The 23832-nt window shown below is 74.3% G+C and carries 20 protein-coding genes and 2 pseudogenes; 7 read left to right on the forward strand and 15 right to left on the reverse strand.

The features are described 5' to 3' along the window. Positions 1-16: 16 nt before the first annotated feature. Genes ACQKM2_RS02590 through ACQKM2_RS02605 form a run of 4 tightly spaced genes read right to left on the reverse strand, consistent with a single transcriptional unit; the run spans position 17 to position 3547 of the window. Positions 17-1462 (reverse strand): glycosyltransferase 87 family protein, encoded by a 1446-nt coding sequence (locus tag ACQKM2_RS02590; RefSeq protein ID WP_427705770.1) that lies wholly within the window; start codon positions 1460-1462, stop codon positions 17-19. After that, positions 1459-2202, reverse strand: coding sequence for a class I SAM-dependent methyltransferase (locus tag ACQKM2_RS02595; protein ID WP_427705772.1), 744 nt, complete (start codon positions 2200-2202; stop codon positions 1459-1461). The genes ACQKM2_RS02590 and ACQKM2_RS02595 overlap by 4 nt, the downstream gene beginning before the upstream one ends. After that, positions 2199-2828 (reverse strand): TIGR04282 family arsenosugar biosynthesis glycosyltransferase, encoded by a 630-nt coding sequence (locus tag ACQKM2_RS02600; protein WP_427705774.1) that lies wholly within the window; start codon positions 2826-2828, stop codon positions 2199-2201. The genes ACQKM2_RS02595 and ACQKM2_RS02600 overlap by 4 nt, the downstream gene beginning before the upstream one ends. Continuing rightward, entirely contained in the window at positions 2825-3547 is a 723-nt protein-coding gene (locus ACQKM2_RS02605; RefSeq protein ID WP_427705776.1) for a glycosyltransferase family 2 protein, read from the reverse strand. Before ACQKM2_RS02605 ends, ACQKM2_RS02600 begins: the two co-directional genes overlap by 4 nt. Positions 3548-3663: 116 nt before the next feature. Between ACQKM2_RS02605 and ACQKM2_RS02610 the strand changes: the two genes are divergently transcribed. Continuing rightward, positions 3664-4440: a response regulator transcription factor gene (locus ACQKM2_RS02610; protein ID WP_427705778.1), complete on the forward strand. Its 777-nt coding sequence runs from the start codon at positions 3664-3666 to the stop codon at positions 4438-4440. Continuing rightward, positions 4437-5555 (forward strand): sensor histidine kinase, encoded by a 1119-nt coding sequence (locus tag ACQKM2_RS02615; protein WP_427705780.1) that lies wholly within the window; start codon positions 4437-4439, stop codon positions 5553-5555. Before ACQKM2_RS02610 ends, ACQKM2_RS02615 begins: the two co-directional genes overlap by 4 nt. An 11-nt stretch (positions 5556-5566) precedes the next feature. Here the strand turns inward: ACQKM2_RS02615 and ACQKM2_RS02620 are convergent, their stop codons facing one another. Continuing rightward, entirely contained in the window at positions 5567-6634 is a 1068-nt protein-coding gene (locus ACQKM2_RS02620; protein WP_427705782.1) for an NAD-dependent epimerase/dehydratase family protein, read from the reverse strand. A 340-nt stretch (positions 6635-6974) separates the two neighbouring features. Here ACQKM2_RS02620 and ACQKM2_RS02625 point away from each other — a divergent pair, with 340 nt between their 5' ends. From ACQKM2_RS02625 to ACQKM2_RS02645, 5 genes and pseudogenes are all read left to right on the forward strand, one after another. Beyond that, positions 6975-10343, forward strand: coding sequence for an Ig-like domain-containing protein (locus ACQKM2_RS02625; protein ID WP_427705784.1), 3369 nt, complete (start codon positions 6975-6977; stop codon positions 10341-10343). A gap of 76 nt (positions 10344-10419) precedes the next feature. Continuing rightward, positions 10420-10899: pseudogene (locus ACQKM2_RS02630) on the forward strand (response regulator); the annotation flags it as partial. Further along, positions 10860-11060, forward strand: a pseudogene (locus tag ACQKM2_RS02635) (ATP-binding protein); the annotation flags it as partial. The pseudogenes ACQKM2_RS02630 and ACQKM2_RS02635, both read left to right, overlap by 40 nt. Positions 11061-11390: 330 nt before the next feature. Next, positions 11391-12182 carry a GNAT family N-acetyltransferase gene (locus ACQKM2_RS02640; protein WP_427705786.1) on the forward strand — a complete coding sequence of 264 codons (792 nt, stop codon included), beginning with the start codon at positions 11391-11393 and terminating at the stop codon, positions 12180-12182. Between the two features lie 84 nt (positions 12183-12266). Continuing rightward, positions 12267-12827 carry a hypothetical protein gene (locus ACQKM2_RS02645; RefSeq protein WP_427705788.1) on the forward strand — a complete coding sequence of 187 codons (561 nt, stop codon included), beginning with the start codon at positions 12267-12269 and terminating at the stop codon, positions 12825-12827. 264 nt (positions 12828-13091) lie between these two features. On the opposite strand, the gene ACQKM2_RS02650 is transcribed toward ACQKM2_RS02645, so the two are convergent. The 10 genes from ACQKM2_RS02650 to ACQKM2_RS02695 form a co-directional block, all read right to left on the reverse strand. Beyond that, the gene (locus ACQKM2_RS02650) at positions 13092-13781 is read right to left on the reverse strand and encodes a DUF6445 family protein (protein ID WP_427705790.1); all 690 of its coding nucleotides are present in this window, start codon (positions 13779-13781) and stop codon (positions 13092-13094) included. Between the two features lie 122 nt (positions 13782-13903). Next, entirely contained in the window at positions 13904-15313 is a 1410-nt protein-coding gene (locus tag ACQKM2_RS02655; protein WP_427705792.1) for an ABC transporter ATP-binding protein, read from the reverse strand. Next, positions 15310-16125, reverse strand: coding sequence for an ABC transporter permease (locus ACQKM2_RS02660; protein WP_427705794.1), 816 nt, complete (start codon positions 16123-16125; stop codon positions 15310-15312). The genes ACQKM2_RS02655 and ACQKM2_RS02660 overlap by 4 nt, the downstream gene beginning before the upstream one ends. Next, positions 16122-17078 (reverse strand): ABC transporter permease, encoded by a 957-nt coding sequence (locus ACQKM2_RS02665; RefSeq protein ID WP_427706277.1) that lies wholly within the window; start codon positions 17076-17078, stop codon positions 16122-16124. Before ACQKM2_RS02665 ends, ACQKM2_RS02660 begins: the two co-directional genes overlap by 4 nt. Beyond that, positions 17066-18640 carry an ABC transporter substrate-binding protein gene (locus ACQKM2_RS02670; protein WP_427705796.1) on the reverse strand — a complete coding sequence of 525 codons (1575 nt, stop codon included), beginning with the start codon at positions 18638-18640 and terminating at the stop codon, positions 17066-17068. Before ACQKM2_RS02670 ends, ACQKM2_RS02665 begins: the two co-directional genes overlap by 13 nt. Next, complete coding sequence (locus ACQKM2_RS02675) at positions 18637-19464, reverse strand: class I SAM-dependent DNA methyltransferase (protein WP_427705798.1); 828 nt, start codon at positions 19462-19464, stop codon at positions 18637-18639. The genes ACQKM2_RS02670 and ACQKM2_RS02675 overlap by 4 nt, the downstream gene beginning before the upstream one ends. Then, positions 19461-20795, reverse strand: coding sequence for an MFS transporter (locus ACQKM2_RS02680; RefSeq protein WP_427705800.1), 1335 nt, complete (start codon positions 20793-20795; stop codon positions 19461-19463). The genes ACQKM2_RS02675 and ACQKM2_RS02680 overlap by 4 nt, the downstream gene beginning before the upstream one ends. Beyond that, positions 20792-21856 carry a dipeptide epimerase gene (locus ACQKM2_RS02685; protein ID WP_427705802.1) on the reverse strand — a complete coding sequence of 355 codons (1065 nt, stop codon included), beginning with the start codon at positions 21854-21856 and terminating at the stop codon, positions 20792-20794. The genes ACQKM2_RS02680 and ACQKM2_RS02685 overlap by 4 nt, the downstream gene beginning before the upstream one ends. Next, on the reverse strand, positions 21853-22986 hold the full coding sequence (locus ACQKM2_RS02690; protein ID WP_427705804.1) for a PLP-dependent cysteine synthase family protein: 1134 nt from the start codon (positions 22984-22986) through the stop codon (positions 21853-21855). Before ACQKM2_RS02690 ends, ACQKM2_RS02685 begins: the two co-directional genes overlap by 4 nt. Next, on the reverse strand, positions 22983-23831 hold the full coding sequence (locus ACQKM2_RS02695; protein WP_427706279.1) for a Rossmann-like domain-containing protein: 849 nt from the start codon (positions 23829-23831) through the stop codon (positions 22983-22985). Before ACQKM2_RS02695 ends, ACQKM2_RS02690 begins: the two co-directional genes overlap by 4 nt. Position 23832 lies beyond the last annotated feature (1 nt).

Genomic DNA, 23832 nt, shown 5'->3' on the forward strand with positions numbered 1-23832 from the left:
TCGTGCGTTCGCGGGTTCACCGGGCCTCCTCCGCCGGGGAGGGCGTGCCGGTCGTGCGGTCGGGGGTGCGGCTCCGCCCGGGGGGCCGCCGGCGCGCCGCCCAGCCGCAGAGGACGGCCAGCGCGGCGGCGGCGTACACGGCCGTGCCCGCGTACGGGACGACCCGGCCCGTCAGGTAGGCGGCCGCGCCCGCGACCGCGACGCCGAGCCACTCCCAGCGCCCGTCGAGCGCCACGAGGGCGATCAGCAGGAGGGCGTACCAGGAGTAGCCGGGGGTGGTCAGGAGGAAGGCGGTCCCGGTGACCAGGAGGGCTCCGCTCCACGGCCGCCCGGGGTCGCCCCGCCGCATCACGTACAGGCTGACGGCGAGCATGCCCGCGATGACGGCGGGCACGGCCCAGGAGTCGGGGAGCAGCAGGCGCAGGAGGGCGTAGCGGTTGCCGGCGGAGGCGTCCTGGTAGCCCTCTTCGTCGGCGTAGCCGCCGAGGTAGCCCAGCACGGAGGAGTGGGAGAGCAGGACGTACGGCAGGTACAGGACGGTGAGCACCGCGGCGGCGGGGAGCAGGGTGGCGGCGGCGTCACGGGCGCGGCGTACGCCGGACAGCGCGCCGGGGACCAGGACGGCCGGCAGGAGCTTGACCGCGACGGCCAGGCCGAGCACGGCGCCGCCCCGGGCCCGGTGGCGGACCGTCAGGCCCAGGGCGAAGACGGACAGCAGGACGGCGAGGACGTCGGCGTGGGCGTTGTTGACGGCTTCGACGGCGACCGCCGGGCACCAGGCCCAGTAGGCCGCGGTGCGGGGGTCGCCGCGGCGGCGCAGGACGCGCAGCAGCACCGGGGTGGTGGTGACGGCGAGGAGGGCGCCGCCCGTCTGGAGGGCCTTGTGGCGGACCCCGTCGGGTGAGAGGGCGTGGACGAGGAGGAAGTACAGCTCGCCGGCCGGGGGGTAGACGGTGTGCACCCGGGGGCGGTTGATGCGGGTGCAGACGCCCTCGGACACCGGGGCGAGGTCCGGTCCGCCGCACGCCGTGCCGGTGGGGAACAGCCAGTCGTCGCGGTACGGCAGCAGGGCTGTGTCGGCCGGGGCGTGGTCGTAGGGGGAGATGCCCGCCGCCTGTACGCGCCCGTCCCAGGCGTAGCGGAACGAGTCGGTGCTGGTGCGGGGCGGGGCGGCGAGGCCCGTCAGGGCGACGGCGGCGCCGCCGGCGAGGACGAGGGCGGTGACGTGCCGGGCGGGTACCCGGCGCAGGGACCACACGGCCGCCGCGAACAGCGCCCAGCAGGCGGCGTACAGCCAGGACAGGCCGGCCGGGTCGGCGAAGTAGCCGTCCTCGCGCACGGTGAGGACGAGCACGCCGGCCAGGGCGGTCAGCAGGACGGCGGTGGCGGCGGTGGCGCGCGGGACGGCGGCGGCGCGGGAAAGGACGGTGGCGCGCGGGAGGGGCGTGGGCGGCCGGGTCACGGCGCGGCTCCGGCGGGGGCGGGGGCCGCGGCGGCGCGCCGTGGCCCGGGGACGAGTTCGGCGAAGGGCCGGCCGGCCAGCGTCCAGCTGCGGACGGTGCGCCAGCCGGCGGCCTCCGCGTGGCCCAGCAGCGCCCGGATGCCCGTCCGGGCCCACGGGAAGGGGGTGCCGAGCGTGCCGCGGCCGTCGTCGAGGCGCACCTCGCACCGCTCGTCCACCTCGACGGGCGCGGCCTCGGCGACCAGGCGGCCGCCGGGGGCGAGCAGCTCCGCGGTGCGCTCCAGGAGCGCGGCGGGGTCTCCGCCGATGCCGATGTTGCCGTCGATCAGCAGGGCGGTGTCCCAGCGGCGTTCGCCGGGCAGGGGGTCGAAGACGGAACGGCACAGGGCCGTTCCGCCGCGGCGCGCGGTCCGGGTCACGGCGGCGGGGGTCACGTCGATGCCCAGCGCGCGGTGGCCGCGTCCGGCCAGCGCCGCGACGAGCCGGCCCGGGCCGCAGCCGATGTCGAGGACGGCGCCGTGGCAGCGGGCGAGCACGCTCTCGTCGGCGGCGTCGGTCCCGGCGCACCACCGTTCGACGTCCAGGGGCAGCAGCCAGCCGTCCGGCCTGCGCAGGAAGAGGGGGCCCCGGCCGGTGCGCAGGGCCAGGGCGTAGGGGTCGGCCCGCCATGCCGGGCCGGACCCGGCGCGGGACGCCGGCGCCGGCGCGGAGGGGGGCGTGGAGGTGGCGGGGGCGGTCATCGGGCCACCGCCGTACGGGCACTGAGCCGCCGGTGGCACGCGGCGAACCGGCCGGCCGGTGCGAGGGCGGCCACCTCGGCGGCGTCGGCGGCGGTGTCCACGTCGCGGAGCCGGGGCAGCAGCCCGGTGCGCAGCCCGGCCGCGCGCAGCCGCCGGTACTGCACCGCCCCGGTGTCGGGCGCGGACATGGGGACGCCGAGGAGCAGGGCCGGGTCCGGCGCCGCCAGGCCCAGGGCCCAGAAGCCGCCGTCGGCGGCCGGGCCGAACCAGGCGTCGTACGCGTCGAAGGCCAGCGCGGGCGCCAGGTGCGCGGGGGTGGCCTGCGGGGTGTCCATGCCGATCAGCAGCGCCGGGCCGGTACAGCCTGCGAACGCGGCCGCGAGCCGTTCGTCGAGGCCCCCGCCGCTCTGCGGCACGACCTCGAAGCCGGGCGGCAGCCACGGCCCCGGGGCGCCGTCCAGGACCAGGACGTGCCGGTCGGCCGGGGTGGCCCGGGCGGCGGCCAGGGTGTCGGCGAGCGCGGCCTCGGCCAGGGCCGCCGCCTGCCGGGGGGTGAAGGGCGGGGTGAGCCGGGTCTTGACCCGGCCGGGCACGGGCGCTTTGGCGATCACGAGCAGGCTGGTCACCTCGCGCCCCCGGACCGCTCGGTGCGGGCGGCTCCCGCGGGGGCGTACGGCGGCTCGGCGAGCACCGCGCGCATGTCGCGGACCGCCTGCCAGGTGCCCCGCCAGGTGCCGGTGACCTTGGACTTGCCGCTGCGCGGCAGGTAGGGCACGTCCTGCTCGCGCACCCGCCAGCCGGCGTCGGCGGCGCGCACGACCATCTGCAGGGGGTAGCCGGAACGCCGGTCGGTCAGTTCCAGGCACAGGAGGTCCTCGCGGCGCATCGCCCGCAGCGGGCCGAGGTCGTGCAGGCGCAGGCCGGTGCGGCGGCGCAGCATCCGGGAGAGGGCGAGGTTGCCGGCCCGGGCGTGCGCCGGCCAGGCGCCCCGGCCCCGGGGGCGGCGGCGGCCGAGCACGAGGTCGGCCTCGCCGGCGGCGACCGCCCGGACGAATCCGCTCAGCAGGCCGGGGTCGAGGGAGGCGTCGCAGTCGCAGAAGCAGACGTACTCGGCCTCCGCGGCCAGGAGTCCGGCGTGGCAGGCGGCGCCGAAGCCGCGCCGGGCCTCCTGGACGACGGTGGCGCCGAGGGAGCGGGCGAGGTCGGCGGAGCCGTCGGTGGACCCGTTGTCCACGACCAGGGCCCGCCAGCCGGCGGGGATGCGGGCGAGTACCCAGGGCAGGGCCCCGGCCTCGTTCAGGCAGGGCAGGACGACGTCCACGGAGTCTTCGGTCACGACTGCCACCGTAGGAATTCCCCGGGGACATAGCGGACATCGACTCCTTACGAAACGCGGACGCCTGCCGTCCGGGGACGGGCCGCCGCAGACGGGAGGGGGCCCGCGGTGGGAGGCTCTCCGTCATGAGCACGGCCACGAGCACGCACCCGCCCTCCCCGCCCGCCCGGGTCCTCGTCGTCGACGACGACCCGACCGTCGCCGAGGTCGTCACCGGCTACCTGCGCCGGGCCGGCCACGACGTCGGTCACGCCGCCGACGGCCCCGCCGCCCTCGACGCCGCCGCCCGGTACGCCCCGGACCTGGTCGTCCTCGACCTCATGCTGCCCGGGATCGACGGGCTGGAGGTGTGCCGGCGGCTGCGTGCCGAGCGCCCCGTCCCGGTGATCATGCTGACGGCGCGCGGCGACGAGGACGACCGGATCGCCGGGCTGGAGCTCGGCGCGGACGACTACGTCACGAAGCCCTTCAGCCCGCGCGAGCTGGTCCTGCGCGTCGAGTCCGTCCTGCGCCGCAGCCGGGCCGCGGCGCCGGAGCCCGCCGGGCGGGGGCTGCTGACCGGGGCGGGGATCCGGCTGGACCCGCGGACCCGCCGGGCCGACAGGAACGGGCGGGAGCTCACGCTCACCCTGCGGGAGTTCGACCTCCTGGCGCACTTCCTCACCCGTCCCGGCCGGGCCCACGGGCGGGAGGAGCTGATGCGGGACGTGTGGGGCTGGGACTTCGGCGACCTGTCCACCGTGACCGTCCACGTACGGCGCCTGCGCGCCAAGATCGAGGACGACCCGGCCGCGCCCCGGCTCATCCGGACCGTCTGGGGCGTGGGGTACCGCTTCGACGCGGGCTCCGAGGCGGGCGTCGGCCCGGGCGTCGGCCCGGCCGGGGAGGAGGGACCCCGGTGAAGGACGTCCTGCTGATGGCGGCCTTCGCGTTCGGGGGCGCGGCCTGCGCCGGCCTGCTCGGCGCGGTCGCGCTGCGCCTGCTGCGGCACCGGTCGGTCGCCGTCTCCCTGGCCGTCGTCGCCGCGGTCGCCGTCGCCGCCATGCTCGCCGGCACCCTCGCCGTGGCCTGGGCGATGTTCCTCTCCCCCCACGACCTGAGCGTCGTCACCCTCGTGGCCGCCATGGCCGCCGTCGTGTCGCTGGCCACCGCGCTGCTGCTCGGCCGCTGGGTGGTGGCCCGCGGCCGCGACCTCGCCCGTGCGGCCAGGGACTTCGGTGACGGCGGCGGCTTCGCCGCACCCCCGGCCCGGGCCACCGCGGAACTGGCCGCCGTCACCCGGGAGCTGGCCGCCACCAGTGCCCGGCTCGCGGCCTCCCGGGAGCGCGAGAACGCCCTGGAGTCCTCCCGCCGCGAGCTCGTCGCCTGGATCTCCCACGACCTGCGCACCCCGCTGGCCGGACTGCGGGCCATGGCCGAGGCCCTGGAGGACGGGGTCGCCGCCGACCCCGCCCGCTACCACCGGCAGATCCGCACCGAGGTCGAACGCCTCGGCACCATGGTCGGCGACCTCTTCGAGCTCTCCCGCATCCACGCCGGGGCCCTGGAGCTGACTCCGAGCCGCGTCTCGTTCCGGGACCTGGCGGCCGACGCCCTCCTCGGCGCCGACCCGCTGGCCCGCGAGCGGGGGGTGCGGCTGTGCGGCGGGGACATCGCCCACGTCCCGGTCGAGGTGGACGGCAAGGAGATGACCCGGGTCCTGACCAACCTGCTCGTCAACGCCATCCGCCACACCCCCGCCGACGGCACCGTGGCGGTGCGCGTCGACCGGCACGAGGACACCGCGGTGCTGTCGGTCACCGACGGCTGCGGCGGCATCCCCGAGGAGGACCTGCCCAAGGTCTTCGACACCGGCTGGCGCGGCAGCTCCGCCCGTACGCCCCCCGCCGGCGCCGGGCTCGGGCTGGCGATCGTACGGGGCATCGTCGAGGCCCACGCCGGGCGGGCCCGGGTCCACAACGTGCCCGGCGGCTGCCGCTTCGAGGTCACCCTGCCGCTGGCCGCCGCGAACACCTGACCGGGCCGCCGCTACCGCTGCCCGGCCCCGGCGGAGGCCCGCTGCCCGGCCCGCGCGAACTCGGCCATGCCCCGCGCGAACCCGACCTCGGGACGCCAGCCCAGCTCGCGCCGCAGCCGGGAGGAGTCCGCCGTGATGTGCCGCACGTCGCCCAGCCGGAACTCCCCCGTGACCACGGGCGCCGGGCCGCCGTGCTCCGCGGCGAGCGCGGCGGCCATCTCCCCCACGGTGTGCGGGTCGCCGCTGCCGACGTTGTACGCGGTGTGCCCGCCGGCCGGCAGGCCTTCGAGGCCCGCCAGGACGGCCGCGTTCGCCCGGGCCACGTCCCGGACGTGCACGAAGTCCCGCCGCTGCGCGCCGTCTTCGAACACCCGCGGGGCCTCGCCCCGGGCCAGGGCGGACCGGAAGAAGGAGGCGACACCCGCGTACGGGGTGTCCCGCGGCATGCCCGGCCCGTACACGTTGTGGTACCGCAGCGACACGGCCGTACCGCCGGTCGACCGCGCCCAGGCGGCGGCCAGGTGCTCCTGCGCGAGCTTGGTGGTCGCGTACACGTTCCGCGGGTCCGCCGGCGCGTCCTCGGCCACCAGCCCCGGGGCGAGCCCGTCCCCGCAGCGCGGGCAGCGGGGCTCGAACCGGCCCGCCTCCAGGTCCGCGGCCGCCCGCGGCCCCGGCCGCACCACCCCGTGCGCGGGGCAATCGTACCGCCCCTCCCCGTACACCACCATCGACCCCGCCTGCACGAACCTCCGCACCCCGGCCCGGGCCATGGCGGCCAGCAGCACCGCCGTCCCCAGGTCGTTGCAGGCGACGTACTCCGGCGCGTCCGCGAAGTCCTTCCCCAGCCCCACAATGGCGGCCTGGTGACACACGGCGTCCACGCCGCGCAGCGCGCTCCCCACCGCCCGCGCGTCCCGGACGTCGCCCCGGACGAACTCGGCGTCCGGCGGCTCGGGGGCCCGCGGATGGGCGGCGGGCAACAGCGCGTCCAGCACGACCGGCGTGTGTCCCCCGGCGGCCAGGACGGCGACGACGTGCGAGCCGATGAACCCGGCTCCTCCTGTGACGAGTACTCGCATGCCCGGCACGCTACGGAACCGGCCCCCCGGACGACGGCTCCCGCACCGCGCCGTAAGACTTCCGTCACCCTCCCCCGGGTCGGCGCGGACCTCGCCCCTTCGACTTGCTCCGGTCGGGTGGTTCTTCAAGGGAACCCGGTGAATTCCCGTGACGCAGTGCCGGACGCCCGGCCGCGCGGACGCCCCGCTGCCACAGTCCTCCCGAACAGCGCGCGGAGTCGCAGGTCAGGTGCGGCCGTCGGGCTGGAAGGAGAGGGATGTACAGAGCAAGAGAGCGGGACGCATGCTGAGCCATCACCTACGGAAGCGTGCCTTCACCATCGCCGGCACCATTCTCCTCGTGCTGCAGTCGCTCGTGATCCTCGGCCCCGCGGCCTCCCCGGCGTGGGCGGGCGACGACCGGAGGATCGGCACCGGCAACAACGAGCCGCACAACGCCACCGCCAATCCGCGAAGGCCCGGACAGGTCGCCGTCATGTCGGGGTGCACCGTCCGCATCGACCTCAACTACGGCCGGGACGGCTTCCCGATCACCCGGACGTCGACCGTCACCCCCTGCAACGGCGACCCGGTCCTCACCTTCGACGCCGACGGCCGCCTCTTCGTCACGCACCTGTCGCGCGGCGGCCTGAACACCAACCCGACGCCCGCCCGGCTCGGGGTCGGCGTCGGCCGGATCAACGACACCACGACGACCGGGACGCAGACCTACACACCCGTCCAGGTGAGCGGGAACGGCAACATCGACCACGACAAGCCGTGGCTGGTGGTCGATGCCAACCCCACCAGCCCGTACGTGGGCAACCTCTACATCGTCTGGACGGAACTCCCCGCCGCCGGCGGTTCGCGGATCCTGTTCTCACGGTCCACGAACGGCGGCACGATGTGGTCCACGCCGGCGTCCGTCTCCCAGGCGGGCGAGGGGTTCGTCTGGCCCTCGCACGCGGCCGTGGCGCAGAACGGCGACCTCTACGTCGCCTACCACACCGACACCTGCGCGGGCGACGGAACGGCGGGCACCATCCAGCTGATCCGGGACGGCTCCGGCGGTGCCGACTTCGCCGTCGGCACTCCCCGCCAGCGCACCGTGCCCTTCGGGGCGGGCGAGGCCAGTGTCACCTGCAACCGGCAGAACGACGCGACCACCGAGATCCCCGGAACCGACTTCTGGCTGCAGGGCAGCGTGCAGCCGTACATCCTGCCCGACCCGGCCCGGGCCGGGAACGTCTACGTCGTCGCCAATGACGACCCGAACAACAACTACGGGGACGGCGACGACGCCGACGTCGTCATCGCCCGCTCCACGGACAACGGCCTGAACTTCAGCCGGAGCCGCGTCGACCACGGGCCGGGCCAGACCTTCGCCGTCATGCCCAACGCCCACATCGACCAGGACGGCAACGCCGTAGTCACCTGGTACGACAACCGCAGCGGCCGGCGCAACGGCGGCACCGGACCGAACGGCGCCGACAACTTCCTGCTGGAGCTGTACGGCACCGCCAGCCGGGACGGCGGCCAGACCTGGGCGCAGGACTTCCGCATCAGCGACGCCCCCTTCGACCCCGACCGCAACGCCCCGTGCCGCTTCGGAAACGTCGCCGGCTGCGGCACCGTCGTCGCCGGCGAGACCCGCCAGACGCTCCGGATCGGCGAGTACAACGGTGTGTGGACGGTGGACGGGATCGCCTACGCGTCCTGGACCGGCAACGCCACCCCGCCGACGCCCACCACCCCCTCCGCGGGCGCCCAGGACACCTACTTCGACGTGTTCTCCACGCTCGGAGCCTTCCCCGACGGCCACGAGCCCAACGAGTCGATCGACCACGCCGTGGCCGCCGACCTCGGCTCGAACGAGCAGTTCAACCGGCGCGGACTCACCCTGCACACCGCGACCGACGTGGACTTCTTCCGGATCACGCCCCGCCACACCGGCCACCTCACCACCGAGATCCGCTTCAACGAGGTGATCGCCCCGCTCGCGGTGCGCGCGTACGACAAGTTCGGCAACCGCGTGGCCACCGGCACCGTCACCACCCGCGCCGGCACCTCCACCGGCCGGCTCGCGATCCCGGTCGTCCAGGACGAGCAGTACTACGTCGTGGTCAGCGCCGCCGGCGTGACCGACCCGACGCGGCCCGGAGACGCCTCACCGACCGACCCTCCGCAGGGCACGTACGACCTCGTCGTCGTCAACCGCGCGGCCCCCGAGCCGTTCGCCCTGGACCTCAAGCAGCAGTCCGACTCGGGCCGCTCCGACAACGACGACATCACCAGGACCGTCGGACCGGACCTCTTCCTGCGCGTGAACGACGCCGAGCTGCGCGCGGCCGGCATCACGCTGTCCCCGGAGAACGCCACGCCCGCCCTCACCGACGACGCCCCCGGCTACAAGGTGGCCGTGGAGCGCGACGGGGAGCGCGTCGGCTTCGCCACCCCGGTCGACCCGGCGAACAAGCCGGGGCTGTACCAGATCCGCCTGGACCCGGTCCTGCGGGAGGGCGAGAACCAGATCACCGCCGAGGTGATCGTCGTCGACCCGTCCGACGACCCCCGGGTCGCCGGCACCGCCCACGTCACCGGCTCGGGCGCGGAGAGCGCGCACGCACTCGTGATCACCCTGGACACGACCGCGCCGGCCCGGCCGGCCGCCGCGCCCGACCTGCTGGCCTCCAGCGACAGCGCGGGCAGCGACATCGACAACATCACCACCATCGTCAAGCCCGCGTTCCAGGGCTGGTCGGTCGAGCCGAACGCGCTGGTCCGGCTCCGGGCCACCCCGGCCGACGGCGGCACGGCCGTGGTCGGCAAGGACACCGTCACCCCGGCCGGTGAGTACGAGGTCGTCAGCTCCGCTCTGCGCGACGGCCGGTACGAGGCCGACATCCTCCTGGAGGACCTCGCCGGCAACGTGAGCCCGGCCTCCCCCGCCCTCCCGGTGACCATCGCGCACCACTCGCTCAGCCTCGCCGGTGCCACGACGGACGTGCTGGTCGACGTCGCCCAGGGCCAGGTCACGGGCTACCCGGGCATCCCGGGCGGTTTCGTCGGCATCCAGGGGATCCCCGTGGTCAACCTGGACGCGAACGGGCACGGCGCGGCCGTCACGGGCGGCACGGGTGACGACCGGCTCACCTTCACCCCGCTCAGTGTCAACAGCGGCCGGCTGACGCGCGGGGACTCCGCGCAAGTGCTGAACTTCTACAACGTCACCGGTGACGTGGGAATCAGCACCGACGGCGGAGACGACGAAGTCACCATCGTGGGCACCACCCGGGGCGACCGGATCCGCGGTGTGGTGGACACGTTCACCACGCTCCACGTCGAATCCCTGCCGCTGGTCCGCAAGCCGGAGCCGCTCGTGGCCCTGCTCGGCCTGCGGATCACCACGGCACAGACCGAGCGGATCGGCGTCCTCGCCCGCGGCGGCAAGGACACCGTCGACTTCCTCGTCAATGACTCCGTCAGCGCCAACATCTCGGTCGACGGCGGCGACCCGTCCCACGTGCGGCCGGAGAAGGGTGACGAGCTGATCGTCCGCGCCGGCTCGCCCGAGGGCCTGCTGAAGCAGGAGTCCGACGGCGAGTCGGGCTCGGGCTCGGTCCTCGTCGCCTACCCGCACACGACGCGGGCCAAGACGCGCATCGACTTCACCGACACGGAGGCCGTCACGCTGAAGGAGGGCAAGCACAAGGACGAGGACAAGGGCTAGGCAGTGTCCGCCGGCTCCGCGACTTCGTCGCGGAGCCGGATTCGGTCCTACGCCGTCGGTCAGCCGGCGTGGGTGCGACCTCGGGCTGCCCGACATGGACGGCGTCGAGGTGATCAAGGGCGTTCGCGGGTGGAGCCGCGTGCCCATCCTGGTGCTGTCCGCCCGACACACGTCGGAAGACAAGATCCGGGCGCTTGACGCGGGCGCCGACGACTACGTGACGAAACCGTTCAGCATGGACGAGCTCCTCGCCAGGCTGCGGGCGGCCGCCCGCAGACAGGAGCCGGCCGGCGCGTCGCAGGCCGATGAGGTGCCGATCGTCACCACCGACGAGTTCACCGTCGACCTGGTCGCGAAGAAGGTGTACCGGGGCGAACGCACCGTGCGCCTGACGCCGACCGAATGGCACCTGCTGGAGATCCTCCTCACCCACCCCGGTCGCCTGATCACCCAGAGCCGGCTGCTGCTGGAGGTCTGGGGCCCGACCTACCGGGAGAACACCAACTACCTGCGCGTCTACCCTTCCAGCGCCACGGCGACGCCCCGCGCGGCGCCGGAGTCGGCCTCGGCCTCGCCGTCGCCCGCGGCTTCACCGAGGCCATCGGAGGCACCCTCACCGCCGAGGACACCCCGGGCGGCGGCCTCACCATGGTCCTCACCCTCCCCATGGCGGGCGGCACTCCTCCGGTGTCACCGGAGCTCCCACGTCCACGGTGACCTGACATCGGACGGGGGCGTCAGAGCTGTGTCAAGGACTGACCGTCCGTCTTGAGCGGAGCCCCCGCAGGGCAGTTGGATGGGTCGTGTGAACAGCGGTCTGCGCCACGACGACCGGCCACCGCATACGGTGCCCCCGGCCCCGCGCCCTGCTCACCTGCCGGTGCCCTGACGCACCGCCCGGTCCGCGGCCGCCCGCCCCACCCTCACCGCGGGCGGCCGCTTCCGCCGCTGCCCGCGCTCCCCGCCCGTCCTGGCGTCCGCGGGAGCGCGCGGTCCCCACCGTCCGCGCCCCGGTCGGAGAACCCGCGCACCACCTGGAGACGATTCGTGATCGAAATCGGTCCGCAGCACGTTCCCACCCTCAGCCGTTGGTTCCCCACCGGCTCCCCCGGCCTCGGCGCCCTCCCCGAGCACGTGCTGACCACGGGCACCGGCCGCTGGTGGGCCGACCGCCCCGACCGGCCCCGGGTCCTCGCCGTCAGCTGCGCGGGCCACGTGCTGCTGCGCGGCGACCCCGGAGCGCTCGCGCCGTACGCCCTGGCCCGGTTCGCGGACCACTGCGTCGAGACGCCGCCGCGGCTCTGGCCGGCCCTCGGCTCCGCCTTCCAACGGGTCGTCCCCTGGGAACGGATGCTGTACGTCCACCGGGCCGAGGTGCCGGTGTCCCTCCCCCGGCCGCCGCGCGGCGTGACGGTGCGGCGGCTGACGCCCGCGGACGGACCGGCGCTCGCCGGCCTCCGCTCCGAGAACGCCTGGGTCCACGCCAGCTGGGGCGGACCCGCCGGGCTCGCGGCCTCCGGCCATGCCTGGGGTGCTCTCGCCAAGGGCCGGCTCCTCTCCGTCGCCTGCACCTACTTCCTCGGCAGCGGCTACGAGGACATCGCGGTCGTCACCGTGCCCGACCGCCGCCGCGAACGCCTCGCCCTGGCCTGCGTCGCCGGCCTGACGGCCGACATCAAGGCCCGGGGGCACACCGCGAGCTGGTGCTGCTCGCGCGACAACCGGCCCAGCCGGCTACTGGCCTGGACGGCCGGGTTCCGGCTGACCCGCGAATACGTCCACCACGCCACCGGCCGGGCCCTGGCACAGGCCCTGCGGGCGACCCCGGTTCCTGTGTGAACCCCGTCAACATGGCGTTGCCGACACATCAGAGGTGCGTCAGGGTCCGACCACGGGGCCACGGCCGGGCCTAACGTCGCTCGTATGGGACGACGTTTCACATCTGCCGCGCCGGGAGCACAGGGCACCTCGGCGGAGCCTGCCGGCCCCTGGACGCACGACGTCCACTGGGCCGCAGAGCTGCGCTCGGCGATCGGCGTCGCGTCCCTCCTGCTCACGGCCCTGTTCGTGGTGGACGCCGCTTCCGGAAGGCTCGACGTGACGCGCGGCCTCCTGTGGAGCGGCCTGGCCTTCCTCGTCTTCGCGATCATGCTGCCGCGGCGGGTCTCCGTCCGCCCGGGACGGTTGAGCGCCCGCGGGATGCTGACGACGGGCACGGTCCGTACCGACTCCCTCGTCTCGGTCCGCTGGTGCGACGGGGTGGCACAGCGGCTGGTCCTCCAGGACACGCGGGGAAGCCGGGTCGAGATCGATCCGACGGTCCTGACCCGCAACCCGGCGATGTGGCACGTCCTCGATGCGGACAGCCGCACATCGATCCGGCGCGGCACCCTCCGGCGCGGCACGACCGCCCTGCGCCGGCTGGCGCAGCGCATCGACCGCGAGACGGCCCACGGCGTCTTCAAGGTCTCCGGCTGGCGGTGACCGCTCCGGCGATGCCGCGCATGCCTGAAGGCGGTCATCACCGTCCCCCGGGGGTGACGCTCACCCCCCGGGGGACGGGCCTCTCGTCGCGGGTGGAGCGGCGGCGAATGGGGGTGGATCAGGCAGCGGCGCGGGAGATCTCGGTGGCCTTGATCAGAGCGACCACGGAGGTGCCGGCGGCGAGGCCGGGCTCCTGGGCGGCGTCGGCGGTAGTCGCCCCGTACGAACGCCTGGATGTCCCTGGTCTTCGGACGAAGGAGGACGCTAGACCATCCAGAAGAAGACGGCAGTCATCCGCTTGTCCTCCAAGGTGCTGCCGGCGTAACTGGTCGCGGTGTGGATGAGGTTGGCCGAGTACAGCAGCAGTCGGTTGTAGCGGGGCGGGACGCGCAGGTCCTCGGTGAAGGAGTCCTCCGGCACGAAGCGGGTGCCGAGTGCGTCGACCAGGTTGTTGTGCGGGGCGAGCACCTGGTTGCCGCCGAGGACGCCGCCGGGCAGGTTCTGGCGGTGGAAGCTGGTGCCGCAGTCTTTGGGCAGGTCCGGGCTGAGGTACAGCACCGCCGCGTAGCGGCACACGCTCCGGGAGTCGGTGTGCGGGCGCGGTGCGCATTCGTCCTTGCCGACGACCTGGACGCAGTTGTGGTTGAGGGTGCCGCCTCCGGCCGGGTCCACGGCCCAGACCTTCCGGGCTCCGACGGTCCTGCACACCAGCTTCTCCACGTGAGCGAGCTCCGCCGGTTCCAGACCGGGCATCGTGCGCAGCCCCGGCCACGGCTCGGGCCTGTGGGGGTATCCCTCCACCCAGTCGTCCCGCTCCAGCACGCGGGCCCGTACGGCATCGGGGTCGGGCAGGACGTCGTCCAGGATCCAGTAGTCCCGGCCGCGCGTCGGCTTGCGGTACGGCAGAACCCGGAGCCTGCCGTGGCGTGGGGGGTGTGACGGCAGAGACGGCATGACGGGAACGCTAGCGCCGGGGAGGGCGCCACGCGCCAAAGCGCCGCCAAGACTGCGGCAAGACCTCGTCATGGGGGCATGTGGTCCCGTCGAAGAGCCCGCACGCGGATCGTATCCGTCGGCTACCGGCAGGTGACCAATCGGCCGGTGTCGAGGACCGCGATTCGGTCGGCCAGGGCTTCGGCGGCTGCTCCGTCGTGGGTGATGAACACCAGGCTGAGGGCGTTCCGTTCCCGGAGTACGGCCAGGCGGGTGAGGATGGCGTCACGGGTGGCCGCGTCGAGGCCGGAGGTGATCTCGTCGCACACCAGGACCTCGGGCTCGGCCAGCAGGGCCCGGGCCAGGGCCGCCCGTTGGAGTTCGCCGCCGGACAGCGCTCCGGGAGGGCGCAGGGTCAGTTCCTCGGCCAGGCCCAGCTCCCCCAAGGTCCGTGCGGCCGTCCGGCGTGCGGTGTCGCGGTCGGCGCCGCGCAGGCGGACCGCCGTGCGGGCGACCTGGTCGAGGACCGGCCGGTGTTCGTCGAAGGCCGCCCTGGGGTCCTGGAACACGTACTGGACGGAGGCCAGTTCACGGCGTGTGCGGGAGCGGAGGCTGCGCGGCAGCGGGTCCCCGTCGAGCAGGGCCGCACCGTCGTACGCGGAGTGCAGGCCGGCCAGGCACCGGCCCAGCGTGGTCTTGCCGCTGCCGGATCGGCCGGTCACGGCGAGGCACTCCCCCGGCGCCACCGACAGCGTGACGCCGTGGAGCACCGGGACGGTGCCCTGTGCCGTGCGGTGCCGGGCGGTCAGCTCCCGTACCGCGATCCGGGCGGCGACAGCGGGCCCGACGGCGGCTCGCGGGTTCGGGAGCACGAGCCGCGCGGGGGCGGGCAGGACCTCGTCCACGGGGCCCCGGTCCACGACCCGGCCGTCCCGCAGCAGGACCGCCTCGTCGGCCAACTCCCTCATGGCGTCCCGGTCGTGGCTCAGCAGGACCAGGGCGATTCCCTGATGGGCAACCTCGGCCAGGGCCTTGACGATGCCCTGCTTGGTGTCCGGGTCTTGGCCGGTGGTGGGTTCGTCGGCGACGATCACCTTGGCTCCGAGCAGCAGTGCCTGGGCGATGACGACCCGCTGCTGTTGGCCGCCGGAGAGCTGGTGGGGGTAGCGGCGCAGCACCATCTCCGCGTCGGGCAGCTGAGCCCGGCGCAGGGCGTGCTCCACCCGGTCGCGGATCTCACGACGCGTCCCGCCCTGTCGGGCGGCGATGTCCTGCAACAGGGCCCCGGCGTGTCGGGCGGGGTTGAGGACGGCGGCCGGGTGCTGGGGTACGTAGCCGACGGAGCCGGGCCCCGGGGTGTCGACACGACCGTATACGCGGGCGCCGGCGGGGAACTCTCCGAGGAGGGCGCGTCCGGTGGTGGTCTTCCCGCTGCCCGAGGGGCCGACGAGGGCCGTGATGCGTCCGGCGCGGGCCGTGAGGCTCACGCCGTCGACGAGCGTGGTGCCGGCCAGTTCCACGCGCAGTCCTTCGACTTCCGCGACCGGCTTCATCCCCGGCCTCCTTTCCTCGCGGCCTGGGCCGGTGTGTGCAGGGCGGCGTCGAAGAGCAGGTTGGTGCCCGTCGACAGGGCCGCGATGAGCAGGGCGGGCACCACCACGGCCCACGGCTGCAGGAACAGGCCGGTGCGGTTGCGGTCCACCATGACCGCCCAGTCGGCGGCGTCCGGCTGGACGCCGATCCCGAGGAAGGCGGCCGTGGCCACCAGGTACAGGGCTCCGGTCAGCCGGATCCCCGCGTCGGCGGCGAGGGTTCGGCGCATGGAACGGGCGACGTAGCCGAAGGCCGTGCGCCACCAGGATTCGCCCTGCATCCGCAGGGCCTCGACGGCGGGCCGGGCGGCGATCTCGGCCGCCGCCGCGTGGACTACGCGGGTGGCGTCGGGTACGGCGGCCAGTCCGACCAGGGCGGCCAGCCCGGTCGGCCCCGGCGTCAGGGTCGAAGCCACCAGCAGTACCAGGAGGAGCGACGGGACGGCGATCAGAACGTCGAGGGGCCGCATGAGGGTTTCCTCCAGCCAGGTGCGGCGGGTCAGCGCGGCTGTCAGTCCGAGCGGGACGGCGACCAGGTAGGCGAGTCCGGTGGCCGCGAGTGCCACGAGGACGACGGAGCGGCCGCCGAGCAGGATCTGCCGCAGGACGTCCCGGCCGGAGAAGTCGGTGCCCAGCCAGTGTCCGACGCCCGATTCGAAGGAGACCGAGCGCGGTCCGGCCGGTCCGGCGAGCAGCGGTCCGAGGGCGGCCAGCAGCAGCGGGAGGGCGATGAGACTGACGGCGAGGGCGTACCTGGAGGCATGGCGTCTCACGCGACCGCCTCCGCGCGGGGGGCGAAGCGGCGGGCGACGAGGTCGGCTCCCAGGTTGGCCAGGACGGTGACCACTCCGAAGATGACAGCCATGCCCTGGACGACGGGCACGTCGCGGGCGGTGACGGCGTCGATGAGTACGGTTCCCAGTCCGGGAATGACGAAGAGAGCTTCGACGACGATCACTCCGCTGAGCAGCCAGTCGCAGGTCCGGGCCAGCTGCTGGGCGGCCGGGGCGAGGGCGTTGGGCAGGGCGTGGGTCCAGCGGACTCGGGCGCCGCTGACGCCGTAGCGCAGGGCCTGGGCGACGTACGGCGAGGCCATCGCGTCGATCATCCCGGCGCGGACCAGGCGGCTGATGGTGCATACGGGCCGCGCGACGAGTACGAGGACGGGCAGGACCAGCACGGCCGGCTCGGTGAGCGGGTCGGCGCCGACAGCGGTGGGCGGCAGCCAGCCCAGCCAGAGCCCGAACAGGGTGGCCAGCAGCACGCCGAAGGCGAATTCGGGTACGGAGTGCACGGCCAGGGTCAGCGCGCTGAGGGTCCGGTCCACGAGGCCGCCCTCGCGGCGGGCGCACAGCACGCCGAGCCCGGCTGACAGCGGCAGCAGTACGAGGAGGGTGGCGCAGGCGAGTGTCACAGTGGTGGCGAGACCGCCGGTCAGGTAGCCGGAGACCGGCCGTCCGCTCACGAGCGAGGTGCCGAGGTCGCCCTGGACGAGTCCGCCGGCCCAGTCCAGGAAGCGTTCGGCGGCGGGCCGGTCCAGGTCCAGGGCCGCGCGGATCCGGGCGATGCGTTCGGGGTCCGGCTGGTCGCCGGCCAGGGCGACCGCCGCGTCGCCGGGCAGTGACTCGGTGAGGACGAAGACGAACAGGACGACGGCCGCCGTCTGCCCCAGACCGAGGAGCAGACGGCGGCCGACCCAGTTCAGGTGCCGGGTCACGCGAGCCAGAGCTTGTCGAAGCGGGCCCAGTCGAGGGTGTTGGCGGGGGCCTGTTTCGAGACCCCGTGCACGCCGGGCGCGGTGGCGACGATCCAGTCGGCGAAGCCCCAGATCAGGAAGCCGCCTTCGTCGTGCAGGCGGCGCTGCATCCGCTCGTAGAGGGCCGCCCGCTCCTTTTCGTCGCGGGTGGACTGGGCCTGCTGGTAGAGGTCGTCGAAGTCCTTCTGCTGCCATTTGGTGGCGTTGGTGGTGGATCCGGTGAGCAGCCGCTGCGAGATGTGGGACTCGATGGGCATGGACCCGGACCGGTAGGACGCGAAAGTCCCGTTGTCGAGGATGTCCTTCCAGTACGTGTCCTTGTTGCCGACCTTGACCTCGACGGTGACGCCGGCCTTGGCGGCCTGCTCCTTGAAGATGCCGGCGGCCTCGACGAAACCGGTGGCGGCGGGGGCGGTGTCCAGGGTGACCTTGAGGTTCTCCGCGCCGGCCTCCTTGAGGAGGGCGCGGGCCCGGTCGAGGTCCTGGGTACGCTGCGGCAGGTCGGAGGCATAGTACTGGTAGCCCTTGCCGAAGAGGTCGTTGCCGACCTCGCCGGCGCCGGAGAGGGCTCCGTCGACCAGCTCCTTGCGGTCGGCGATGAGGAAGAAGGCCTGCCGGACCCGCTTGTCGTTGAACGGCGGCCGGTCGGTCTTCATCACGAAGCCCTGCATGGAGCTGCCGGGCAGCCGGACGATCCCGATCTTCCCCTTGCCCTCGTGGGTGCGGGCGGTGGCGGGGCTGAGCTCGTGGGCGTACTGGACCTGGCCGCCGAGCAGGGCGCTCGTACGGGCCGATTCCTCGGTGGCGACGACGAACTCGACCTCGTCGAGGTGCGGCGCGCCCTCCCAGTAGGCGTCGTTGCGCTTGACGACCAGGGACTTGCCGGGGGTGAAGGAGCCGAAGGTGAAGGGTCCGGAGCCGACGGGCTTGTCGAAGGAGGTGGTGTCCTTGGGGACGATGTAGGCGCCGAACGCGGCAAAGACGTTGGGGAATTCGGCGTAGGGACGCTTCAGCTTGAACTCGACGGTGGACACGTCCAGGGCACGGCTGGCGGCGAGGTCGATGGGTTCCAGGGAGGCCTTGGCGCGGAAGGTGCCCTTGGGGTCGGCGATCCGGCGGTAGCTGTAGAGGACGTCCTCGGCGGTGACCGGGCGGCCGTCGTGGAAGGACGCCTTGCGCAGGGTGATCTTCCAGGTGTCGAGGGCCCCGCCCGGCTCCCAGCGCTCGGCGAGCCGCGGCACGGGCGCGAGGTCGGCGCCGAAGTCGGCGAGCTTGTCGTACATGGCCTTGGCGCGGGCGGCGTCCACGAACAGGTTGGCGGCGTGCGGGTCGAGCGTCTCGTTCGCCCCGCCGCCCGCGAAGGCGGCGCGCAGGGTGCCGCCGCGCTTGGGGGTGCCGGACTCGGCGGCGTTCTTGGAGTCGGTGGTCTTGCCGGTGTCGGCGGAGCAGCCTGCGGTGAGGGCGGCGGCGGTGGCCGTGGCCGTGGCGAGGAGGAAGCCTCGGCGGGCGAGGCCGGAGCGGCGGTTGTTCACGGTGTGCTGTCTCCGTTGCTGTTGCGCTGGGGGTGGTTCTGGGGACTGAGCCGGGCGACGAGGTGCAGGCGGTCGGAACTCGTGGTCCCGTGCGGGGAGTCGCCTTCGCTCCACGGCGGCTCGGTGCGCGGCCCGGGGCGGTCGTACAGGTCGATGACCTCGAAGCCGGCGGTGGTGAGGAAGTACCGCAGTTCCTGGGGGAACAGCAGCCGCCAGGCGGACTGCTGCTCCTCTGGTGCCGACCCGTCGTCGGCGGTCCAGGTGCGGCGGCGGCGCAGGAGTTGGGCGCCGTGGTCGATCCACAGGGTGGTGTGGGAGGTGTACGTGGTGCCGCGCCGGTCGAATGAGGTGGTGCGAGATCCGTCGAGGAGTTCGGTGTTGCCGAGGAAGAAGGCCCCGTTGCGCATCTCCGCGATGAGCAGTCCGCCGGGGGTGAGGTGGCGGCGGACGGCAGTGAGGCAGGAGGCGAGGTCGTCGTTGGTGTGGCAGTAGAGCAGGGCGCTGTCCAGGCAGAGGACGGCGTCGAAGGTGCGGCCGAGGTCGAAGGCGCGCATGTCGGCGCGGTGGTAGTCCGGGCCGGGGTGACGGCGGCGCGCGTGGGCGAGCATGGCCTCGGCGGTGTCGACGCCGGTGACCTGCCGTCCGGCCTGGTGATGGAGCCAGGCCGCGTCGCGGCCGGTACCGCAGCCGAGGTCCAGGACCCGGGATCCCGCATCATGACGGCGCAGGGCGTCCTCGGCCCAGCGTGCTGCGAGACGTTCGTGGTCGGGGAAGCGCTCTTCGTAGAGCTCGGGGTGGTCGGTGAGGAGGTTGCCGGTGTTCATCTGGTCTCGCTCAGGGGGCGGGGGTCGGGGGTGGCGGACATCGCGTCCGGGGATGGGCACGGGTCCTCGGGGGCCGGGGAATCCGGGCCGGCGGATGCGGCTGGTGGGGCAGGAAGCCGGGGCAGGGCCCGGTGCCGGTGCAGGAGGGCGACGGCCGCCGCCGAGGTGAGACCGAGGGCCGTGCAGCAGGCGTACGGAAGCCAGACCGGGCCGCGGTGGGTGGCGGCGTCCATGGCCCACCCGACCCCCGCACCGGTGGCCGCGGCGGCCACTCCGGACACGGCGTAGAACAAGCCGTAGAAGGTGCCGGTGAGCTCCGTACGGCCGAAGGAGGGGATGAGCTCCATGGCGAACGGCTGCGCGGTCATCAACCCGAGGTACAGGAGCAGCACGCCGACCAGGACGGGCAACAGCAGCACCGGGCGCGTCCCCTCGGCTCCCGCGACCAGCACCGGAGGCATGAAGCCGAGCGCGCTGACGGTGAGCCCGGCGGCGATCCACCGGCCGCGGCCGCCGCTCCGCCCGGCGAGCCTTCGGGTGAGGCGCAGCTGGAGCGCGAGATTGGCGAGTGTCCCGACGACGAAGATCAGTCCGACCGCCCCCGCCCGGCCGGTGGCCTGCCGCGCGGCATGCGGCAGCAGGAGGTAGAGCTGGCTCTCCATGCCGTACATGCCGACCATGGCCAGAGCGAAGGCCACGAAGCGCCGGTTGCCTGCAACCTCCCGCCAGTCGCCGAGGACGGAGCCGGTGGGACGCGGCACGACCCGGGCGGGCAGCACCATCGCCTGCGCGAGGGTGAGCAGCGCGAACACGCCCGCCGCGGTGAGCGCCGCCGCCCGGAAGCCGCCGAACAGCAGCAGGCTCCCCAGCAGCGGCCCGAGCAGTGCCCCGGCCGTGGCGAACACGTTGAACAGCGCGAACGCCTCGGCCTTGCGGTCCCCGGCCTCCTGGGCGACGTAGGTCCGTACTGCCGGGTTGAACAGGGCACCGGCCAGTCCGCTCAGCACGGATGCGGCGATCAGCACGGGCAGTGCGTCGCCCAGGGCGAAGAGCGCGAAGCCGAGGGTGCGCAGGCCGCAGCCCGCGATGATAACGCCGCGGGCGCCGAGGCGGTCGGCGGCCGAGCCCCCGATCAGGAACAGCCCCTGCTGGCTCAGGTTGCGCAGGCCCAGGACCAGGCCCGCCACCGCCGCCGACAATCCGAGGTCGTCGGTGAGGTGCGTGGCCAGGTACGGGATGAGCAGGTAGAAGCCGAGGTTGACGCCGAGCTGGTTGACGAGCAGGAGCCGCACGGCCGGCGGGAAACCGCTCACCGCGGCGAGGGTTCTCATCGTGCGGCACCCACGGGTATGCCGGCGAGGGGCAGCACTCCGAGGCCTCCGCGCGGTGCGGGGCGTACGGTGCCGTCGGAGCCGCCGATCCCGGTCCACGGGTCGTCGGCGAGGAGCAGGTGCCCGTCGAGGTCGACCCAGCGGGCCCGGCCGACCAGGTGGACGGCGGGCGCGATGCCGAGCGAACTGGCGGCGAGGCAGCCGAGCATGAGGTCGGTGCCACTGCCGGCCAGCGCCGCGTGGATCCGCAACGCGGCGCGTACGCCCCCGCACTTGGCGAGCTTCACGTTGACCCCGTGGACGCGCCCGGCGAGGGCCGCGGCGTCCTCGTAGGAGACCGCGTCCTCGTCGGCGATCACCGGGATCGGGGAGGCGATGGCGACCCGGGCCAGCGCCTCGGGCCGGCCCGCGGCGATCGGCTGCTCCACGGCGGTGACACCGAGGGCCGCGAAACGGGGCAACAGCGCGTGGGCCTGCTCCTCGGTCCACGCACCGTTGGGGTCCAGCAGCAGGTCCACGGCGGGCGCTCCTGCATGAACGGCCTCGACCCGGGCCAGGTCCTCGGCCGGGTCGGGCGATCCGGCCTTGACCTTCAACACGCTGAAACCGGCACGGGCGAGCCGGCCTGCCTGGGCGGCAGCGGCGGCGGGCGCGACGATTCCGATGGTGCGTGCCGTAGCCGCAGAGGGCGGCAGAGGACTGCCGAGCAGTTGGTGCACGGGTTCACCGGCCCGCTTGCCGACGAGGTCCAGTACGGCCGACTCGACGGCGGCGAGGACCCCTGCGGGCAGGTCCGCGCCCACGGGGCCCGCAGGCGCGAGTTCGGCCCAGGCGGTCTCCGGGTCAGGCAGGCGCTCCACCGCCTCGCGCACGGCGCCCAGGGCGCGGAGGATGCGCTCGGTGGGCAGTCCGAGGTACACGCTGCTGACGGCCTCCCCCCAGCCGCGCAGCCCGCCGTGCTCCAGGCGGACCCACACCGCGTCGCGGCGGGCCATCACGGAGCGCGAGATGCGCAGCGGCTCCGCCAGTTCCAGCGGGGCGGTGTGCCAGGTGAGTCTCATACGGAACCTCCGGGGGCCGGAACACGGGCGGAGCAGACGTGGGCACCGGGGGTGGTGACGGCGGGATCGACGACCGTCCGGCAGCGGGTCCAGCCGAGAGCCTCCGCCGCGTACGGGTGGCGGATCTCCAGCGGGCGGGTGGCCGGGGCCGTGTCGGTCAGTCCGTGGGCGCGGCAGAAGTCGTCGTCATAGACGGTCCCGAGGTAACGGTGCGGGCCGTCGGGGAAGACGGTCGCGACGATGGCGCCGGGCTCGGCCCTGGCGGCCCAAGCGGAAACCAAGGCGACGGCGCCGGTGCTCCAGCCGCCGCTGACGAAGCTGCCGCGGGCGAGTCGGCGGCAGGCGTCCACGGCCTCGGCGGCGCCCACCCAGTGCACCTCGTCGAAGGCCCCGTGACGGACGTTGCGGGGGTGGATGCTGCTGCCGAGTCCGCGCATCAGGCGGGGCCTCGCGGGCTGCCCGAAGATCGCGGAGCCGACCGAGTCGACCCCGATGACCTTCATCCGGGGCCAGCGGCGGCGCAGCGGTCCAACCAGTCCGGCGCTGTGCCCCCCCGTGCCCACACTGCACACCAGCACGTCCAGGTGGTCGAGCTGGCCGATCAGTTCGCCGGCCATGGAGAGGTAACCCGCCGGATTGTCCGGGTTGTTGTACTGGTCGGGCCAGTAGGCGTTCTCGGTGCCGGCCAGGACCTCGCGCAGGCGGTTGATGCGCGCGGCCTGCCATCCGCCCTGCGCAGCCGGGCGGTCCACGAGCTCCAGGCGGGCGCCGTAGGTGCGCAGCAGCTGCCTCATGGAGGGTTCGAGTTCGGTATCGCCCACGAGGATGACCGGGTGGCCGAGTGCCTGTCCGGCGAAGGCCAGCCCCATGCCCATCGTGCCGGACGTGGACTCCACGACCGGGGCGCCGGGGCGCAGCTCGCCGCGCCTGCGGGCACCGGTGAGCATGGACATCGCCGAGCGTGCCTTCATCCCGCCGGCACTGAGGCATTCGAGCTTGGCCCAGAAACCGGGGTGGGGGTGGGGCAGGCCGGTCTGGATGCGGGCCACAGGAGTGCGCCCCAGCAGGGGCAGCAGATCGGGGTTGGCGGCAGCGACGTGCGCCCGGTGCACGAGCGGAGCGAGGGTCACGGCCGGCCTCCGTAACGGTGGATGACCCCGGGACCGCCGTCGAGCCAGAAGAACGGGTACGGCTCGGCGGACACGGCGCTCACCCCGGCCCCGAGGAATCGGGGCAGGACGGCGCTGCCGGTCTGCGCGAACATCACCAGGGGCTTCCCGCTCCCGGCGGCGTGGTCGAGCAGGCTCTGGAAGGAGCCGTTGCCCAGGGTCATGCCGGAGGCCAGGACGGCGCCGCAGCGTTCCAGGTGCGCGGCCGTGTCGGTGAGGACGGGTTCACCCCACTCCGTGGTGCCGCCCTTGAGGTCGCACGGCAGGTAGTCGAGGCCCCGCGCGCGAAGCTGCTCCAACAGCGAGTTGACCACACCGACCACCAGGACCGGGCGGTGCTCACCCGACGGGGACAGGCCGGCGGGCAGCAGGTCGACGACGGCCCGGGCCCGGGCCCGCGAACGGCTCAGTGAACTGCCGGCCGGCAGGGCGTACGGGCGGGCGCCGTTGTCCGGCGTATGCGGCCGTACGCGGGCCAGGTAGGCGTCCAGCGCCGCGATCCGCACGGGCAGCAGCGGATGACCGAGAAGGTCGGAGACGGTGGCGCCCACGCAGTCGTCGAGGGCTCCTCCGGGCAGCGCCCCGGGCTCGACCGCGCAGGAGCCGACGGCCGCGTCCAGCCGCAGGCTGAGCACCTCGTTGCGGTAACCGCCGCTGCGCCCTTCGTGGCGCACGGCCTGGGCGGTGGTGAACGCGAGCGAGATCCTGTCGCCGACAGGGTCGGGACCGTACGCCCCGGCCAGCACCGCGTCGAAGAGCTGGTCGACGGTCCGGACGGCGGGATCGGCCGGCGAGCGCTCGCCCACC

Source organism: Streptomyces sp. NPDC004126 (genome assembly GCF_050275515.1).
Taxonomy (GTDB): domain Bacteria; phylum Actinomycetota; class Actinomycetes; order Streptomycetales; family Streptomycetaceae; genus Streptomyces.

Bases quoted from the DNA above. Each gene is read 5' to 3' on its own strand.
- ACQKM2_RS02645 (WP_427705788.1), top strand. From the start codon at position 12,267: ATGGGACGACGTTTCACATCTGCCGCGCCGGGAGCACAGGGCACCTCG.
- ACQKM2_RS02675 (WP_427705798.1), bottom strand. From the start codon at position 19,464: ATGAACACCGGCAACCTCCTCACCGACCACCCCGAGCTCTACGAAGAG.
- ACQKM2_RS02650 (WP_427705790.1), bottom strand. From the start codon at position 13,781: ATGCCGTCTCTGCCGTCACACCCCCCACGCCACGGCAGGCTCCGGGTT.
- ACQKM2_RS02595 (WP_427705772.1), bottom strand. From the start codon at position 2,202: ATGACCGCCCCCGCCACCTCCACGCCCCCCTCCGCGCCGGCGCCGGCG.
- ACQKM2_RS02620 (WP_427705782.1), bottom strand. From the start codon at position 6,634: ATGCGAGTACTCGTCACAGGAGGAGCCGGGTTCATCGGCTCGCACGTC.
- ACQKM2_RS02655 (WP_427705792.1), bottom strand. From the start codon at position 15,313: ATGAAGCCGGTCGCGGAAGTCGAAGGACTGCGCGTGGAACTGGCCGGC.
- ACQKM2_RS02610 (WP_427705778.1), top strand. From the start codon at position 3,664: ATGAGCACGGCCACGAGCACGCACCCGCCCTCCCCGCCCGCCCGGGTC.
- ACQKM2_RS02685 (WP_427705802.1), bottom strand. From the start codon at position 21,856: ATGAGACTCACCTGGCACACCGCCCCGCTGGAACTGGCGGAGCCGCTG.
- ACQKM2_RS02680 (WP_427705800.1), bottom strand. From the start codon at position 20,795: ATGAGAACCCTCGCCGCGGTGAGCGGTTTCCCGCCGGCCGTGCGGCTC.